Annotated in this window: 13 protein-coding genes; all 13 read left to right on the forward strand. The window is 65.1% G+C overall.

Translation table 11 applies throughout. The features are described from left to right. Positions 1-153 precede the first annotated feature (153 nt). On the forward strand, positions 154-1176 hold the full coding sequence (locus tag CKO40_RS00105) for an inositol-3-phosphate synthase (RefSeq protein ID WP_200343574.1): 1023 nt from the start codon (positions 154-156) through the stop codon (positions 1174-1176). Beyond that, complete coding sequence (locus CKO40_RS00110) at positions 1160-1846, forward strand: hypothetical protein (protein ID WP_200343576.1); 687 nt, start codon at positions 1160-1162, stop codon at positions 1844-1846. The genes CKO40_RS00105 and CKO40_RS00110 overlap by 17 nt, the downstream gene beginning before the upstream one ends. A 58-nt stretch (positions 1847-1904) precedes the next feature. Further along, positions 1905-3020 carry a prenyltransferase/squalene oxidase repeat-containing protein gene (locus tag CKO40_RS00115; RefSeq protein WP_200343578.1) on the forward strand — a complete coding sequence of 372 codons (1116 nt, stop codon included), beginning with the start codon at positions 1905-1907 and terminating at the stop codon, positions 3018-3020. 30 nt (positions 3021-3050) lie between these two features. Then, positions 3051-4403: a hypothetical protein gene (locus CKO40_RS00120; RefSeq protein ID WP_200343580.1), complete on the forward strand. Its 1353-nt coding sequence runs from the start codon at positions 3051-3053 to the stop codon at positions 4401-4403. Beyond that, entirely contained in the window at positions 4400-4855 is a 456-nt protein-coding gene (locus tag CKO40_RS00125) for a hypothetical protein (RefSeq protein WP_200343582.1), read from the forward strand. The genes CKO40_RS00120 and CKO40_RS00125 overlap by 4 nt, the downstream gene beginning before the upstream one ends. Before the next feature lie 1257 nt (positions 4856-6112). Next, positions 6113-7111, forward strand: a complete 999-nt coding sequence (locus CKO40_RS00130) for an AAA family ATPase (protein WP_200343584.1) — start codon at positions 6113-6115, stop codon at positions 7109-7111. Between the two features lie 113 nt (positions 7112-7224). Next, positions 7225-8049, forward strand: a complete 825-nt coding sequence (locus tag CKO40_RS00135; RefSeq protein ID WP_200343586.1) for a DUF58 domain-containing protein — start codon at positions 7225-7227, stop codon at positions 8047-8049. After that, complete coding sequence (locus tag CKO40_RS00140) at positions 8046-9284, forward strand: hypothetical protein (protein WP_200343588.1); 1239 nt, start codon at positions 8046-8048, stop codon at positions 9282-9284. The genes CKO40_RS00135 and CKO40_RS00140 overlap by 4 nt, the downstream gene beginning before the upstream one ends. After that, positions 9281-11764: a VWA domain-containing protein gene (locus CKO40_RS00145; RefSeq protein WP_200343590.1), complete on the forward strand. Its 2484-nt coding sequence runs from the start codon at positions 9281-9283 to the stop codon at positions 11762-11764. Before CKO40_RS00140 ends, CKO40_RS00145 begins: the two co-directional genes overlap by 4 nt. A gap of 242 nt (positions 11765-12006) precedes the next feature. Next, entirely contained in the window at positions 12007-12870 is an 864-nt protein-coding gene (locus CKO40_RS00150) for a sugar phosphate isomerase/epimerase family protein (RefSeq protein WP_200343592.1), read from the forward strand. Next, complete coding sequence (locus CKO40_RS00155) at positions 12867-13748, forward strand: UbiA family prenyltransferase (RefSeq protein WP_200343594.1); 882 nt, start codon at positions 12867-12869, stop codon at positions 13746-13748. The genes CKO40_RS00150 and CKO40_RS00155 overlap by 4 nt, the downstream gene beginning before the upstream one ends. An 82-nt stretch (positions 13749-13830) precedes the next feature. After that, entirely contained in the window at positions 13831-14718 is an 888-nt protein-coding gene (locus CKO40_RS00160; RefSeq protein WP_200343597.1) for an EboA domain-containing protein, read from the forward strand. 40 nt (positions 14719-14758) lie between these two features. After that, positions 14759-15655, forward strand: a complete 897-nt coding sequence (locus CKO40_RS00165) for a TatD family hydrolase (protein ID WP_200343599.1) — start codon at positions 14759-14761, stop codon at positions 15653-15655. The last annotated feature ends 15 nt before the right edge of the window (positions 15656-15670 follow it).

Genomic DNA, 15670 nt, shown 5'->3' on the forward strand with positions numbered 1-15670 from the left:
CAGCACAGTCCAGATCCGCCCGACGCAACCGGTGTTTGGATCGCCGGCGCTTGTGGCGATATCGCTGCGACGGTGGTCGCTGGTGCCCGTGCGATAGCCCGCGGTGCCAGTGAAGCAACGGGTCTGACGACCGCCCAACCGCCCTTCAGCGAGATGGGTCTCGCCGATATCGCCGATCTCTGCTTCGGCGGTGCCGAGATCAACGACCGGCCGCTGGCAGAGTCGATTGCTGCGCTGCATGCGCGCTCGCGCACCCTCGATCACGAGCGGCTCGAGCTGATCCAGCCTGATGTCGCTGCGGTCGAGACCGATATTCTGCGTCTGCCCGATGCCGGGGACTTGTCTCTTCCCGCGCTGATCGATCGGCTGCGCGCCGCAATCCGTGTCTTTCGCGAGGGACATGACCTTGCGCGGGTCATCGTCGTCAACCTGATCTCGGCCGGCCCGGAGCCTGAGCCATCGACGCAGCACGAGACCCTGGCCGGTCTCGACGCCCTGATCGCCTCCGATCGGCGTGAGTTCGTGACCCCAAGCCTTTGCTATGCCTACGCGGCACTCCGGGAAGGCTGCCCTTATATCAATTTTACGCCGAACCCGGGTACCGAGTTTGGCGCGATTGCCGAGCTGGCGACGCAGACCGGTCTGCCGTTTTACGGCGACGACGGGAAGACCGGCGAGACCTTGGTCAAGACCGCTTTGGCGCCGATGTTCTCGGCCCGCAACCTGAAGGTCCTGAGCTGGGAGGGTGTGAACCTGCTCGGCAACGCCGATGGCCGTGCGCTGGATGATCCGCTCAATCGCCAGGCGAAGCTGCGCAACAAGGAGCAGGTGCTCGCGAGCATCCTCGGCTATGCACCGCATGCTGGCGTGTCGATCAACTACGTCCCATCCCTCGGCGATTGGAAGACTGCCTGGGATCTGATCCACTTCCAAGGGTTCCTGGATGTGCCGATGACGATGCAGTTCACGTGGCAGGGCTGTGATTCGATCCTGGCCGCGCCGCTCGTGCTGGACCTTGTCCGGCTTGCTGATTTTGCGCAGCGTCGAGGCGAGCAGGGACACATGACGCAGCTTGCCTGCTTCTTCAAGCATCCCCTCGGCGTTGACGAAATGGCGCTTCCGCGCCAGTTGGATATGCTGCAGGAGTATGCCCTACACCATGTCGAGCGAGGCTAACGGCGCCCGCCCGGCGACGGTCGGGCTGCTGGCAGCGGTGACCGCTGTCGGCCTCGACCTGTTGGTACGGCCACGCTTGGGGCCGGTGCTGGCGCCAGTGTCGGCCTTGCTGGCGGCGCTTGGCGCTGGATTGTTCGTTCTGCTGCCGCCGCTGGAAGCAAGACAGGCGCCGCTGCGAGGCCTATTTTCAGTAGCCGTGCTGACGGCACTGTTGGCCGGCCTATTGCAGTGGGTTTTGGGGCCACCGCTCGCAGCGGCCGCGATCGTCCTCGGTGCTGCGTTGACGGCGTTGCTGCTGTTTTGTACAGGTGCCTTAGTCCTGCTTGCGCCGCCGCCTTGGCGCCGAGCGGCGCATGGTCTTGCGCTCGGTGCCCTGCTCGTACTGGCGCTCACTCCAGTCTGGCTCGCCGGCTGGCTCGACGCGCTATCGCGCTGGTCTTCGGCCATCGATGCATTGATTGCCTTGAATCCGCTGACGGCGCTGGCCGTGGCCGGACAAACGGATTATCTGCGCATGGATTGGTTCTACCGACACTCACCGCTCGGTAGCCTCCGTTTCGATTACCCAAGGCCGATGTTGTTGCTTGTGGGCTATAGTCTGCTTGCGCTCGCGCTTGGCCTGGCTCTTTTTCGCCGTCGGCATCGACAGCCACCGTTAAACAGGTCGTGACCTACTGGCGCTTGAGGCAGCCGGCATTGTTCCATCACTAATCGACGAGGACTCTGTGATGCATCGAATGACGACCTTGCTCTGCGTGCTAGCGCTCACGGCTTCGCTGACCGCCCCAACCTTGGCTGCGGCTGCAACCGATGAAGAAGCGGCTGCGAATGCGACCACCGATCTCGATCCCGAGCTCGAGGCCGAGCTCGGCCGCGCCATCGACCTTGGGATCACCTATCTGCGCGGCCAACAAGCCGATGACGGTGCCTGGTCCGACTCCGTGGGCGTGACCGCATTGGCATTGCGAGCGCAGCTCGAATCGCCGCAGGCTATGCCCGGCGATGATCCGATGATCGAGAAGGGGGTCGCGTTCATCCTCAAGCACGTCAATGACGACGGCTCGATCAGCGAGACCAACCATAACCGAAATTACAATACCGCCGTTGCCATGACGACGCTTGCGGCGACTGGCGAACCGAAATACGAGGCCGTCATCGCCGATGCGCAGCGCTTTCTGCAGGGGCTGCAGCTCGATGAAGCCGACGGCTACGAGCCCAGCCATAACTACTATGGCGGCATCGGCTACGGGGGCGATGAACGGCCGGACTTGTCCAATCTCTATATGGCCCTGGAGGCGATGAAGGCGACCGACTTGGACCCGGACGACCCGCTCTGGGATAAGGCATTGACCTTTGTCACCCGCTCCCAGAACAACAGCGAGACCAACGATATCGAGGTTAGCGTGGATGACGGCGGCTTTGCGTATATGCCCAACTACAGCCCGCATGGCGAGGGTCGCTCTTATGGAGGCATGACTAGCGCGGGCCTTCTGAGCTTGCTGTTCGCCGGCGTCGACAAGACCGATCCCAGGGTGCAGGCGGCCTATGATTGGATTCGTGCCAATTACACGGTGGAGACGAATCCGAACGCGACAGGCAAGCAGGGCTTGTTCTATTACTACAACGCCTTTGCAAAGGCGATGGCCGCGTACGGCGAGCCGCTGGTGACCGATACCGACGGTGTCAGCCACGATTGGCGTCGCGATCTCGGTAAGCGGCTATTGGCGCTGCAAGATGCGGACGGCTCTTGGGTCAACAAGGACTCCAGCCGCTGGTGGGAAGGTGACCCGAACCTGGTCACAAGCTGGAGCCTGATCGCGTTGAACCATATCCACGGCCGCTGAGCCGCTCCCTCTAAGACACCCGTTGAGCCGGTGCGTCGCATTGCGTCGGGGCTAATGATCTGCGGCCTGGTTGGGTCATCCTCAGCCGCCAGCCTGGACATCATCCCGCTGTGGGACGGTTTGTTCGTTGCGGGTGCGCCGGTGGAACTGCAGGCGCTGGTCGGCAGCGATACTGGTGGTGCGGCGAGAATCGTGGTCACGAGCGACGATTATCGGCTCGATTACAGCTTTGAGATCGAGGCCGGCGAGCCGCTCCGGCTTGCGCTCCCGCTACGCCCCGGCCTATCGGGTCGGGTCAAGGCTGCTGTTGAGCTGCCGGACGGTAGTCGCCTCATTGAGTCGCTGACGCTGACCCGTGAACCGAGGGCCGTTACCGTCACTAGCAGCGCGCGGCTGCCGCTAACCGGCTCTGGCTATGGTCCTATTGGTAGACTGGTGCTGACGCCATCCAGGCTGGCAGCGCTGAACGGCGATCAGAGTGCTGCCCTCGCAGCCTATCTCGCCCGCTGCGGTGGGCTCGTCGTACCGGGCGCCAGTGCACAAGGGCTTGCGCTGTTGCGGGCCGCTGCCGGCTGTGGTGGTGCCGGGATTAGGGCTAATGTCTCCGCGTCGCTCCCGACCGTACAGTCGGTGCTGTTGCCGGCGGCGCCGGAGTCTAATCCGCAACGGTCAATCCTGCTGTTGCTTATCCCCTATCTGCTCTTCCTGTTGGGGGTTGCGACATTGCGCCGGCTTGGGATCTGGCTACTCGCGGTGCCGGCCGGCGCGGCCTTGGTCATCGCCGCCGCACTTCCAGCAGTGACTGGTGGAATCACTGCCAGCACGATCGCAGTGATGCATGCCGGCGACACCACCATGCGCTGGCGCGCTTGGCTCCTCGCCGATGGCGGAGCGGGCCGCGAGCGGCTGCCGCTTGCCTCTGGCACGGAGGTGCCCCGTGCGCTGGATGGCGGTCCTGTCGAGCTGGTGAGGTCCGCTGAGGACGCAACGCCAGCCCTAGTGCTACCAACGAGGCTGCTTCACCAACGTCGTTTCGAGCTCGCTGGCATCGCGCCTGCGCCCTGGTCGTTCCGGGCTCACCTTACCCGGGACCTTGTTCATCTTGTCAATGAGAGCAACGAGGTAATGCCGGCTGGATGGCTATGGACTGGCGACAGGGCCTTGTCGTTACCACCGCTGGCTGCAGGAGCGGGCATGGAGGCCGATATCGGCAGTGCTGTGACGGCGGGAGGACGGCGCCCCGACCACGACATCCCTTGCCCGCTGGAGGGGCTGGTGGATGCATCCGGTCCGGCATTACTGTTGCCGCTGGCGAACGAACCGCTGCTCGGCAACCAGGGCTGGCTGATCATCGAGCTGTCTCCGGCCATTGCCGAGGCATGAGCCCCTATCGAGTCGCGCTCATCGGTGGTCTCTTGTATGGGCTGCCCTGGGCCGCCTGGATCGTCGGCGGGTTGGCTCCAAGTCCCAACACGGGCCGCGACCTGAGCGCCATTGCCCTCAGCTTGCCGCTGGTGCAGCTCACGGCACTTGTGCTGTTGTTACCAGGGCTCCTGGACGATCGGCTCGGCAACGGGCTTGCTGCAGCATTGCTGACGCTGATGATACCCTGGCCAATACTGCCGGTTCTGCACGCAGCGGGCGTCGGGAACGGGCTGCTGTTGCTCGGTCAAGCCACTTCCATATTCGGCGGTCTGTTGTTGGCCTTCCTCTATCGAGTATTGCGTCGAGCTGCGCGGTTCTCGGCTGAAGCCGGGTTTGCTGGCACGCTGCAGCTCGCCGTGCTCTTGGCGGTGGTGGTTTACGGGCCTGCGCTGCTGGGGATGGCGCGATGAGGTCGAACCTTGACGAGAACCTTGGGCGGCTGCTCAATCGGCTGCGTTGGCGCTTGCGATTCAGAGACTTGCGTCGCGACCTGCGTAGGGGTTTGAGCGTTGCCGCAGCAGTGCTTGGGGCAGGCGCGTTGCTGTATCTTGAACTGGGCTGGCCCAAGACATCGATCACGATCGGTATCGGTGGGCTGACTGTCTTGGCCTCATTGCTGCCGGCCCTGTGCCGCCTGCACGGCGGCAGCCCGAGCTTCAATGAGACCCTCCGCTTCGCGGATAGCGCAGCTGCAGCCAACGCGCTGCTCCTGACTGCACGAGAATCATCGGACGCAGTATCAGATATCGCAACGCGGCTGATCCGAGCGCAGGCAGCCGCAGCGCTGCCGGAGTGGCGCCATCGACTGCGGCGGCTGCCATTGGGACCCCTGCCGGTGACATTGCTGCCGCCCGCGCTGGTATTCTTGGCGGCGGCATTGCTGCTTGCTGCCATTGCCGATGCGCAAAGCGACCTCGGAGATGCCTCCTTGGCGAGCCCTGAGGCGCCTGCGGCTGGCCCGCTTCCGGCCTCTCCAATCGCGGCGTTGGACGCGGCGATCGCCCGCCTCAAGGCCGACCAAAGCCGCTCAGCAAAGCAGAAGGATCGTATTCGATCGCAGAACGATGCGAGCGCTGACGCGACATCGGCTGCTGGAGCAGCCGCGATATCGGCTCCGGCCGCTGCGGCAGAGGATCTAGGCGCGCCTGCGCCTGCAGGGGTGGCCGGCGATCCACCTCGGGCTCGAGGCCCGCTTGCGACAATGACGTTGTCGCCCGGCGGCGGGGCCGGCGCTGCGCTGGGAACATCCGTGCCTTCGACGAAGGCTGCTCCGGCTAATGCCATCGAAACTGCGCCGATCACCCCGATACCGGTCGACCGCGAGGGCAGGCAGGCGGCGAACGCCACCGGTGGCGGCTTCTCGTTGCTGGCTTCTGGATCATTCGACTCGGCGCGCGCAATGACGCAGCCAACGATCCCACGGCCTACGGCGCCGCCTCGCTCGGCTAGTGCGCTGGACCCTGCCCGTCGTGCACTGGTCTCACGTTACCATACCCTGCTGGGCGCGGGATCAAGATGATTGGCCGGCGTGCACCGAATAGGCCCGTTCGCCTGATGCGTCTAGCGCTCGGCGGCCGGATCGCTGGGCCTGGAAGCGCCTTCGAGAGCAGACGCTTCCGGCTGCACCTTGTGAGTCTTTCAATGCAACGACAGGCACGGCCCTTCGGATGAGAGCCAGTGACAACCCGGAACGGATCGTTCGGCAAGCCGCCGAGGAGATCGGTGCGCTGTGCGATGCGCTGGCCGCTGCCATCGTCGGCCAGCGAGCCTTGATTGAGCAGTTGCTGTGTGCGGTGCTGGCCGGGGGGCATGTGCTGCTGGAAGGGCTTCCGGGGCTGGGCAAGACCCACCTCGCAAAGGGCTTGGCTCGGGTGCTCGGTGTCTCGGTAGGACGGGTGCAATGCACGCCGGACCTAATGCCGGCGGACGTCACCGGCAGCGAGCTATTGCACCGCGGCGATGGCGAGGAGGCGCTGCGTTTCGCGCCAGGTCCTGTATTCGCCAACCTGGTCCTGGTCGACGAGATCAATCGGGCGACGCCGAAGACCCAGGCGGCGCTGCTGGAGGCGATGCAGGAGGGACAGGTCACGCAGGGTGGTTGCAGTCATGCACTGCCACAGCCGTTCTGGGTCATCGCGACGCAGAATCCGATCGAAATCGAAGGGACCTACCCGCTGCCGGAGGCACAGCTCGACCGTTTCGCCGTGCAGCTGGATCTGGGCTTTCCGGACGCCGACGGGTTGTTGGCACTCCTTGATGTTGCATTGGACGCGGAGCCGGCCGAGACCCTGCCGCCGGTGCTGGACAGTGAGCAGCTAGTCGGTCTGCTGGCCCTCGCGCGCGTCCCGCTGATCGCGGCACCGGTGCGGCGTGCGGCCGTGGACCTCGTCCTCGCGACCCATGCCGCAGCCGGACCGGCCGCAGCGCTGCGGTATGGAGCGAGCCCGCGCGCCTTGCAGGCGTTGCTGCGCGGCGCACGAGTGCGGGCGCTGATGCACGCCCGCGCCCATGTGAGTCTTGACGATCTGCAAGCCCTAGCGCTGCCCTGCCTGAGACATCGTGTCGTGCTCGGCATGGATGCGGCGCTGGCTGGCACCAACAAATCCGATGTGCTGGTGGCGGTCCTCGCCGACTGGCGCAGGCGTCTCGATCACCAGTCGAGATGATCAATAGCGGGCCAGCCACTCCGTTGGCTGCAGTCGATGCACAGCGGCTACGCCGGCTCGCGTCGTTTGTCGTCAGCTTGTTGGCTGGCCGACCTTTGCACCATGGCGGACCGTTGCATGACCTGCGACCCGCTGCGAGCGGACTGGAATTCATCGATCATCGCGATTTCATCGCCGGTGATGATCCGCGCGGCATCGACTGGCGAGCCAGTGCGCGCCGACGGCAACCGCTCGTTCGCCGCTACCGCGATGAGCGCGCCAGCGACTGGCTAATCCTGCTTGATCGCAGCGCGTCCATGGATGCCTCGGCGGGCGTTTGGTCTTTGGCGGTTCAGCTCGCCGCTGGACTTGCCTTCGTGCCAATGCAGCTCGGCCATCGCACGCTGGTCGCTCTATTCAGCGATCGGCTCGATGCCTGGTCGTCGATTGGTCGCAGTGAAACCGCTTACTTGGCTCAGCGCCGGCTGTTGGCCACTGCCATGGCAAGACAATGCGGCGGTGCCTCCCGGCCCGAGGCGGCCTTGCCACTGACCGAGCGGGGGAGTCGAGTCTTGCTGATCAGCGATGGGCTGCGCCAGGATGCGATGGTGCCAGCGCTAGCCCGACTTAGGTCTGCCGCTGGCGGGCTGGAGATGATCCAGGTGCAAGGACCCTTGCCGGAATTGGACGGGCCTGTGACAGCAGTGGATATCGAGAACGGTAGCGAACGCGTGCTGATGGGCGATACGGCCACGCGCGCGGAGGCCGTCAAGGCCAGAACGGAACTGGATGCCGCGCTGACCGAGGGCTGCCGCAGGCTTCGGGTGCCGCTTAGTCGGGCTCGGCCTGGCGACGACTGGGATCGGGTCTTGCTAAGGCATCTCTTGCGCCACCCGCGGCCGGCCGTGGGCAACGGTGATGTGTCACTGGCTCAAGAGCGAGCCCGAGCAGTCCAATGATCGGGGCGACAGCGCCAGCCTGGCTGCTAGGGCTGCTACTGTTTCCGCTCCTGCGCGAGCTACATCGGCGGCGGGGCTCACAACTGCGGATACCGGTGCCAGCGCTGTTCCTGTGGCGCGGTGCGCCGAGTATGGAGCGCTCCGGCTACCGCCGCGCCCGGCCGGACCCGATCTGGCGGCGACGGGCGCTGCTGCTCGGGTTGCTGCTGTTGGCCTTGGCCGGACCGGTCTGGAGGGCTCAACCGTTAGGGCCTAGCATGGCGATGATGCCTCGTTCGGGCGCGTTACCTGAGGATGTGAATCTCGCGGTTGCTGCATTATCGGCGCGGCCCGCGCTGATCCGGCCGGAGATGTTGGCGGTGCGTGTGACGCTGAGCGGCGACTTTTCGGCGGCCGGGCCGCGGATGCTCCAGGTGCGGCTCGACGGGCGCGAGCTGCTGCGGCAAGCCGTTGACCGCGAGGCTGGCAAGAGTTGGGCAGCCGTGCTCGAAATTCCACGGCCGATGGAGGATGGTGCTGCAGCCGCATTGCAGGCCCGGCTCCTGTTCGCCGATACGGGATCGATGGACGACAGGCTGACGCTGGACCTTGGGCCGCTGCGGCGGCTTTCGGTTCGGCTCGATCCGCGCTGCGCTGATCCAATGAGGGCTGCGCTGGAGGCGACTGGGCGAATCGACCAGGGTCTCGCTGCTGCACCCGAGCTTCAGATCCGCTGCGGCGGTAGCTCGCCGCCCTCGAGCGCTGGCGGTGCACCTCTGCTGTGGTTCGCGGCACCTGCCGAGGGAGCGCGGTCCGTGACGCCCCCGCTCTGGACGGTGCCGGACGCCGAACGTCCAGGCTTTGAGATCGGACCCGGATGGCGGGCGGTATCGCCAAACCCAATGCCGCCGGGCGACGTGCTCCTCATCGGTAATGGACAGCCGTTGATCATCGCCCAGGGGGAGCCAAAGCGGTTATTGGTATTGCTCGATATCGCCGATCCACAGCTCGCGGCAGGCGCCGAGCTGCCGCTGCTGCTGGACTGGCTCATCGCTCGGCTGACCGGTACGCTGGCGACCGACGGCGTCGTTGCTGCGTCGCTGACGGCCGCCGAGCGGATGCAAGATCTTGAGAGGTCATCGGCGGCGCTGATGACGAGGCGATCGGCATTGGATCTTGCGTTCATTCCGCTCCTTCCCGCTCTGATCTTGGCGATGCTCGAGGCCATCACGGGCGGCCGCCGGTGGTCTCGATGAAGGGAACAGATCGGTTGTTCCGGTTGGGCATGCTGCTGGTCGCCGCGCTGATTGGCGCCGCGCTGGCCGATCCACCGCTACCCGGTCTGCACGGCCCGTCACATCTGGTCGTCCTGTTGGACGACTCGGCGAGTCTCGGCAGTGCTCGAGTCGACGCCGCCTGGCAGAGGCTGCGCCCGATGTTGGAGAAGCTGCCCGGCAGCAGCCTGGTCACGTTGATCCGTGTCGGCGCCGATCCGGCCGTCGAGCTGAACGCCGTTGAGATCGAAGACCTGCACCTGTCCACCCGGCCACCGCGGAGCTTGCCGCTGCCGAAGCTCGGGACCGATCTTTCCGCGGCGCTGCAAGAGGCTCGAGACCTAGCGCGAGCCCACCCGGATCAGCCCCCACCGCGGTTGTTGGTCGTCTCAGATGGCCGGGCGACGGAAGGTGATACGGCTGCGGCGCTGCAAGACCTCGAAGAGGCGGGCTTGAGCCCATTGTGGTGGGATCTCGGCGCCGATGCTGGTGCCGATGCCTGGATCGAGCGTTTGCAGGCTCCAAGGCGACTTCCGGCGGCTCGGCGACTACCCCTGCGCATTGTCGCCGGCAGCAACGCTGACAGTGCTATTGATGGTCGACTCACCGTCATCCTGGGCGGGGAGGCGATCATGGAGCGGGAGGCTCGTATCGAGCCGGACGAAATGCTTGTGCTCGATCTCACGCTGCCGCCGCTGGAGGCCGGTAGGCATATGTTGACGGCCAGACTGGAGACGTCCCTCGGCGGCGATGCGCTGCCGACCAACAATACGGCCGAAGCACTGGTCGAGGTCGCCGGCGCGCCGCTCGTGCTGGTGCTGTCGGAAGCCACCGGCGGCAGCGCGCTCGCTGCTGGATTGACCGCCGGTGGCTGGCGTGTCGAGACGCCGCTGCCTGATGACCTCGGGGCGAGCGATCTCAGGCGGGCGGCCGTGCTGATCCTGGATTCATTGCCGGCCACGGCCCTGTCGTCGAGTCAGTGGCGAGAGGTCGGTGTCGCTGTCACCGGCACAGGTACTGGTCTTGTCGTGCTCGGTGGACCGGGCACCTTCGCGGCAGGAGGTTATCGCGGGTCGTCGTTGGAAACGCTGCTACCGGTCACGAGTGAGCCACCCAAGTATCTGCCGGCAGCGGCATTGCTGTTTGCATTAGACCACTCCGGCAGCATGGGGCAGCCGACCCAGGACGGTTCCAGGCTTGCGCTGGCTCGACAGGCGGTCGTGCAGGCAGCGGCTCTGCTTGGACCGCGGGACTGGGCCGGGCTGCTCGGCTTCACCGCCGATGCGCAGCTGCTGCTGCCGATTGCTGCGCGCGCAAATCAGTCCGCTGCCTTCGCTAGCGCCGCCGCCATTCCGCCGGGTGGTGGCACGCGGCTCGCGCCGGCAGTGGATAAAGCGCTTGACGCGCTGAGCCGGGTGCCGATGGACCAGAGGCTGCTCGTCCTGATTAGCGACGGCCAAATCGCGGGTGCAGCAACCAGCGAAGACGGTGCGTCCGGCTCCGCAACCGATGTGACGGCCTTGGGCAGGCAGCTGGCCGCCGCCGACATCAATCTGATCGCGATCGGTGTCGGAGATGCTGAGCGGCTGCTGCCGCTGAGCCGGCTCGCCACGGCTGCTGGAGGGAACTTTCATGCGGCCGTTAGCGGTGTGGCGTTGCCGCAACTCGTCGATGTGGAGGTCCGTCAGCAACGGGACGGGGCCCGGGGCGGACCGGTCCGTCCTGTTCAGGCCGAGCCGCTGCCGTTTCCGTTCGAGATCGATTCCGATTGGCCTGCACTCCTCGACTATGCCATTACGACAGCACGGCCCTCTGCAGCGGTGCCGCTGCGAGCTCCGAATGGTGATCCGCTGCTAGCCTGGCACCATGCTGGTGTCGGTCGGGTTGCCGTGCTGACGGCTGGCATCGGGCCTTGGGCGCCGGACTGGCACCGCTGGTCGCAGCTGCCGGCTCTGCTCAGCAGATTGCTCGGCTGGGCCGCTGACAATGATGAGGTTGATGAGCTGACCATGCGACTAGCCCATGGGCCGGCAGCGCTGCGGCTTCAGGTTGATGCTGCCGACGCCGGCGGCCGCTGGTCTGGCGCAGGCCTGCTCCGATGGGAGGTCCGGGACCCCGCCGGACGCTGGCGACGGGGCTTGTCTCCACCCAAGGCTCCCGGCCGGTTCGAGCTGAGGGTACAGGCGCCTGTTGCTGGCCGTTATGATCTCGAGCTGATGCTTGACGGACAGTATTGGCGCGGCAGTATCCATCACTCGCCTCGCGTCGAGCTGCTGCTGTCACGGCAGCAGACCGAGGCCCGCGCGCGGTTTGCGACCCTTTCCCGTTGGGAGCCGGCAGACGGCGTCGCCGCAATCGCCGGGCCGGCCGCCAGCGCTCGAGTTGCGCTGATCGTCAGCGCGGCGCTGTTGTTCTTGGCATTGCTGGTGAGAGAGCGTTTTGGGCCGCACGATCTACGGTGATGCCGAGCGCTGCGTCGCGAGCCAGTGATCTCGAACAGTGGTCGGCGCCCTAGCCGCGGAATGCTTGCGCCCATGTCATTCATCTCGATCTTTCGCACTGAGCCCTTAATCGTTTGCATACACTCTTGTTAATGCTCATGCTTGGCGGCCCGATGATCCGTTCTAGGGTCCTGCCTTGCCTCTGTCTTGGCGCGAGAGCCTTTTCGTCGCAATGATTACCGACGGCAAGCACACTCGATCAGATGCGCATCGCTTACAGTACCAACGCCTATACCCGATATGAGCTCGCCACGGCCTGCGACCGCATCGCTGCCCTCGGCTTCGATGGCCTCGAGATCCTCTGCGATCGGCCACATTGGTTTCCCGGTGAGACGACGATGGCCGAGGCCGATCAGCTGCGCGCCCGCTTGCTTGAACTGGGTTTGTCCGTCAGCAACCTGAACGCGAATACGGCCAACGGCTTTTTCGACCCGCCCCCGCCTGAGACCGTCTTCGAGCCCTCCCTGTCCAGTGCCGATCCCGAGCGGCGGCGCTGGCGGCTCAATTACAGTATCGAGGCACTGAGGCTTGCTGCCCGCGTTGGCGCTCGCAATATCAGTATCACTTCCGGTCGGCCGGAATCCGGGGGCACGCCAAGGCAGGGTATCGAGCTATTCGTGGACAGCCTGAAACGGCTGTGCGACGCGGCCGAGCCTATGGGCGTGCGTGTTGGCGTCGAATACGAGCCGGGCCTGCTCGTCGAGTGCGCGTCCGAGTTGGCCGAGGTCATCGACCGGGTTGGCTCGGCACTACTCGGGGCCAACCTCGACATTGGGCATTCGTGGCTAGCTCGGGAGGAACCGGCAACCGTCGCGGCCCTACTGAACAGGCGCGTCTGGAACGTCCATATCGAGGATATCGCCGCGTACAAGCATTTCCACCTGGTGCCCGGGGAGGGGGATCTTCCCATTGAGCTTTGGCTGGATGCACTGAGCGAGGCCGGTTTTGGCGGTTTGCACACGGTCGAGCTCTACACCTATGCCGAGGCGCCTGATGAAGCTGGACGCAGCGCGATCGCCTATCTGCGTCGAATCGCCGCGCAGCGAGCGAAGGCGGCCGGACGATGATGGTGTCCTGGGCGTGGCTGCGCCCCTGGATGGAACTGGTGCGTCTGCCGGCCTTATTCTCGGCTTGGTCGAACATCATCGCCGCGCATCTGGTCGCGACTGACGGCGCCCTCGACGCTCGGATGCTTGCTGTGCAGCTGGGCATCACGACCTGTCTGTACTGGGCCGGGATGATTCTGAACGATTGCTTCGACTTGGCTGAGGATCGTCGTGAGCGGCCCAATCGACCGCTGCCCTCCGGCCGGATACGGCCGACCTCGGCTTGGTTGGCAGGGGGCGCCCTCCTGCTTGTCGGTCTTATCCTCGGCGCTGCTGCGGGGCTGGTACCGCTGCTAGTCTCGGGGTTGCTAGGGTTGGCCGTGGTTGCCTACGACGCTTGGCTCAAGCATCGGCAAAGCGGCCCGCTGGCGATGGGCCTGTGTCGCTATCTGAACTGGCTGTTGGGCCTGAGCGCGGCGCCGATTCTGCTGCCCTCGTTGCTGCTGCCGATACCGATCCTGCTCTATACGGTAGCGGTGACCGTTCTGAGCTGTGCCGAGACCCGCGACGGCGACCGCCGGGCGGTATTGCATAGCGCTCTTTGGGTAGGCACTGCGGTTATCGCCATGCTGGGGCTGTTCGTGCTGGGTCTATTCAGCGATCTGCTGGCACTGCTCGCCCTCGCCCTCGCGCTCGCACTATTGCTCCGGTTCCTTGCTGGGGTCGGTCGCGAGGCCCGCGCTGGCGATGTACGCAAAGCGGTTGGCCTGATGCTGCTCGGCATGATCCCGCTGGACGCCCTGTTCTTGGCTGGCAATGGTCAATGGCCAGCGGCCTTAGGGCTGCTATTGTTTCTGGTGCCCGGGCGTTTGCTTGCGCGCCGGATAGGGGTGACTTGAGCCCTGCTGGCTCATCGCTCTAAGCGAGTGATCGGCATCGACAGCCTAACCCCTCGTGTTTGATTGCGAATTGCTGCGCTCTATGACCCAGATTGACAATGCCTTCCCCATCCTGCGCTCAGCCGTTGGCGCGGCCGCGTCCCGCATGGGCGTCAGCTGGCTCGACGAGGCGACCGCCATCATTCGCGCAGCGGCACCAGAGGAGAGACTGGGGATCGTGGCAGGCTATTCGCCAGGCGTATCGCGACGGCTCGGCGGCGCGGCGCTTGGCGAAGCGGGACCCGTGATAAGAACTGCCTGCGGACCGCTCAAGATAGCCGCTTGGAGTGCTGGTGATGCAGGGCGTGCCTGTCTGTTATTGGCCGCGGGTCTAGATGACGCCAGTGAAGCAGCGGACGAACAGCAGGCACGGCAGGTCGCGGAGCTGTTCCGCGCCGGCGATGAAGGGGAACGCGTTTCCCTCGTTCGGGCGCTTTGCTTGTTGTCGACCCCCTGCGCAGCGGTTGCGACGGCGCGTCAGGCAGGCCGTATCAATAGCCTGCGGCTGTACGCGGGGCTGGCGCTCGACAATCCGTTCCCTGCCGCCTGCTACGGGGAGCGAGATTTCAATCAGGTCGTGCTGAAATGCCTGTTCAACGGGCTGCCCATCGGACGCATCGACAGTCTTGACCAGAAGGCCAACCCAGAGCTGTCGCGGATGTGTCAGGATTACTTCGACGAGCGCGTCGCTGCCGGGCGCGCTGTCCCGTCGGACATCTATCTGGCCCTCGTTCCCCATGCCGACGAGCGAGGGCTCGGGTTGGCGATGGCGGCACTGGGCCATGCCGATGCCGCGCATCGCATCCATGCGGCCCGCGCCCTGACCGCCCGGCGTGATGCACCCGGGGTCCATGATGCCCTCGCCAGACGGCTGGCCGTTGAGACCGACCCTGCTGTAACGGCGATATTGACATCACGCGGCGTTGCCTAATCTCGAGCGCCCGGCGCACGACCACAACGGAGACCGACCCATGCGCTACTTCGATTCTCATATCCATATGCTCTCGCGCACCACCGACGATTACGAGAACATGGCCGCCGCCGGGATCGTCGGTGTTTGCGAGCCGGCCTTTTGGCAGGGTCAGCCACGCACTCAGGTCGGCACCTACATCGACTATTTCGATTCCCTTGTGGGCTGGGAACGTTTCCGCGCCAGTCAGTTTGGCATCCAGCATGTCTGCGCGATCGGCCTGAACCCGAAAGAGGCTAATGAGGTCGAGCTGGCCGCCCAAGTCGTGGCCCTGATGCCGCGTTGGCTGGAGAAGGATGGCGTCGTCGCGGTCGGCGAGATCGGATTTGACGATATCACGCCGGAGGAAGAGCGCTTCTTCGCCGAGCAGCTGGAGCTGGCCAAGTCCCATAACTTGCCGGCACTGATCCATACACCGCACCGGGACAAGGTCGCCGGCACCGAGCGCTCGTTGGCGCTCGTGCGCGAGATCGGGCTCGACGAGGAGATGGTCATCATTGATCATCTGACCGAGCTGACGCTGCCGCTGGTCGTCGAGACCGGCTGCTGGCGCGGCCATTCGGTCTATCCCCACACGAAGATGTCCGAGGAGCGCATGGTCGCGCTGTTGAAGCAGTACGGAACCGAGAAGATGGTCGTCAACAGTGCTGCGGACTGGGGCCGCAGCGATCCCCTCAAGGTACCGAAGACGGGGGAAGCGATGCGGGCTGCCGGGTTCTCCGATGACGACATCGATAAGGTCTTGTTCCGCAACCCGATCCAGTTCTACGCTCAAAGTGGTCGGATCTCGCTCGAGGCGATGACGAGGCCGGCCATTGACCAGACGCAGCTGTGGGAGGACAACTCGGTGCTGCGTGGCCAGACACCGATTGTCGAGGGTGAGTCAGTGGCCTCCTGACGTTGACCCCAGAGC

The sequence above is a fragment of the Halochromatium glycolicum genome, from assembly GCF_016584085.1.
Lineage (GTDB): Bacteria > Pseudomonadota > Gammaproteobacteria > Chromatiales > Chromatiaceae > Lamprobacter > Lamprobacter glycolicus.

Bases quoted from the DNA above. Each gene is read 5' to 3' on its own strand.
- CKO40_RS00110 (WP_200343576.1), top strand. From the start codon at position 1,160: ATGTCGAGCGAGGCTAACGGCGCCCGCCCGGCGACGGTCGGGCTGCTG.
- CKO40_RS00130 (WP_200343584.1), top strand. From the start codon at position 6,113: ATGAGAGCCAGTGACAACCCGGAACGGATCGTTCGGCAAGCCGCCGAG.
- CKO40_RS00125 (WP_200343582.1), top strand. From the start codon at position 4,400: ATGAGCCCCTATCGAGTCGCGCTCATCGGTGGTCTCTTGTATGGGCTG.
- CKO40_RS00165 (WP_200343599.1), top strand. From the start codon at position 14,759: ATGCGCTACTTCGATTCTCATATCCATATGCTCTCGCGCACCACCGAC.
- CKO40_RS00160 (WP_200343597.1), top strand. From the start codon at position 13,831: ATGACCCAGATTGACAATGCCTTCCCCATCCTGCGCTCAGCCGTTGGC.
- CKO40_RS00145 (WP_200343590.1), top strand. From the start codon at position 9,281: ATGAAGGGAACAGATCGGTTGTTCCGGTTGGGCATGCTGCTGGTCGCC.
- CKO40_RS00140 (WP_200343588.1), top strand. From the start codon at position 8,046: ATGATCGGGGCGACAGCGCCAGCCTGGCTGCTAGGGCTGCTACTGTTT.
- CKO40_RS00150 (WP_200343592.1), top strand. From the start codon at position 12,007: ATGCGCATCGCTTACAGTACCAACGCCTATACCCGATATGAGCTCGCC.
- CKO40_RS00155 (WP_200343594.1), top strand. From the start codon at position 12,867: ATGATGGTGTCCTGGGCGTGGCTGCGCCCCTGGATGGAACTGGTGCGT.
- CKO40_RS00115 (WP_200343578.1), top strand. From the start codon at position 1,905: ATGCATCGAATGACGACCTTGCTCTGCGTGCTAGCGCTCACGGCTTCG.
- CKO40_RS00105 (WP_200343574.1), top strand. From the start codon at position 154: ATGGGTCTCGCCGATATCGCCGATCTCTGCTTCGGCGGTGCCGAGATC.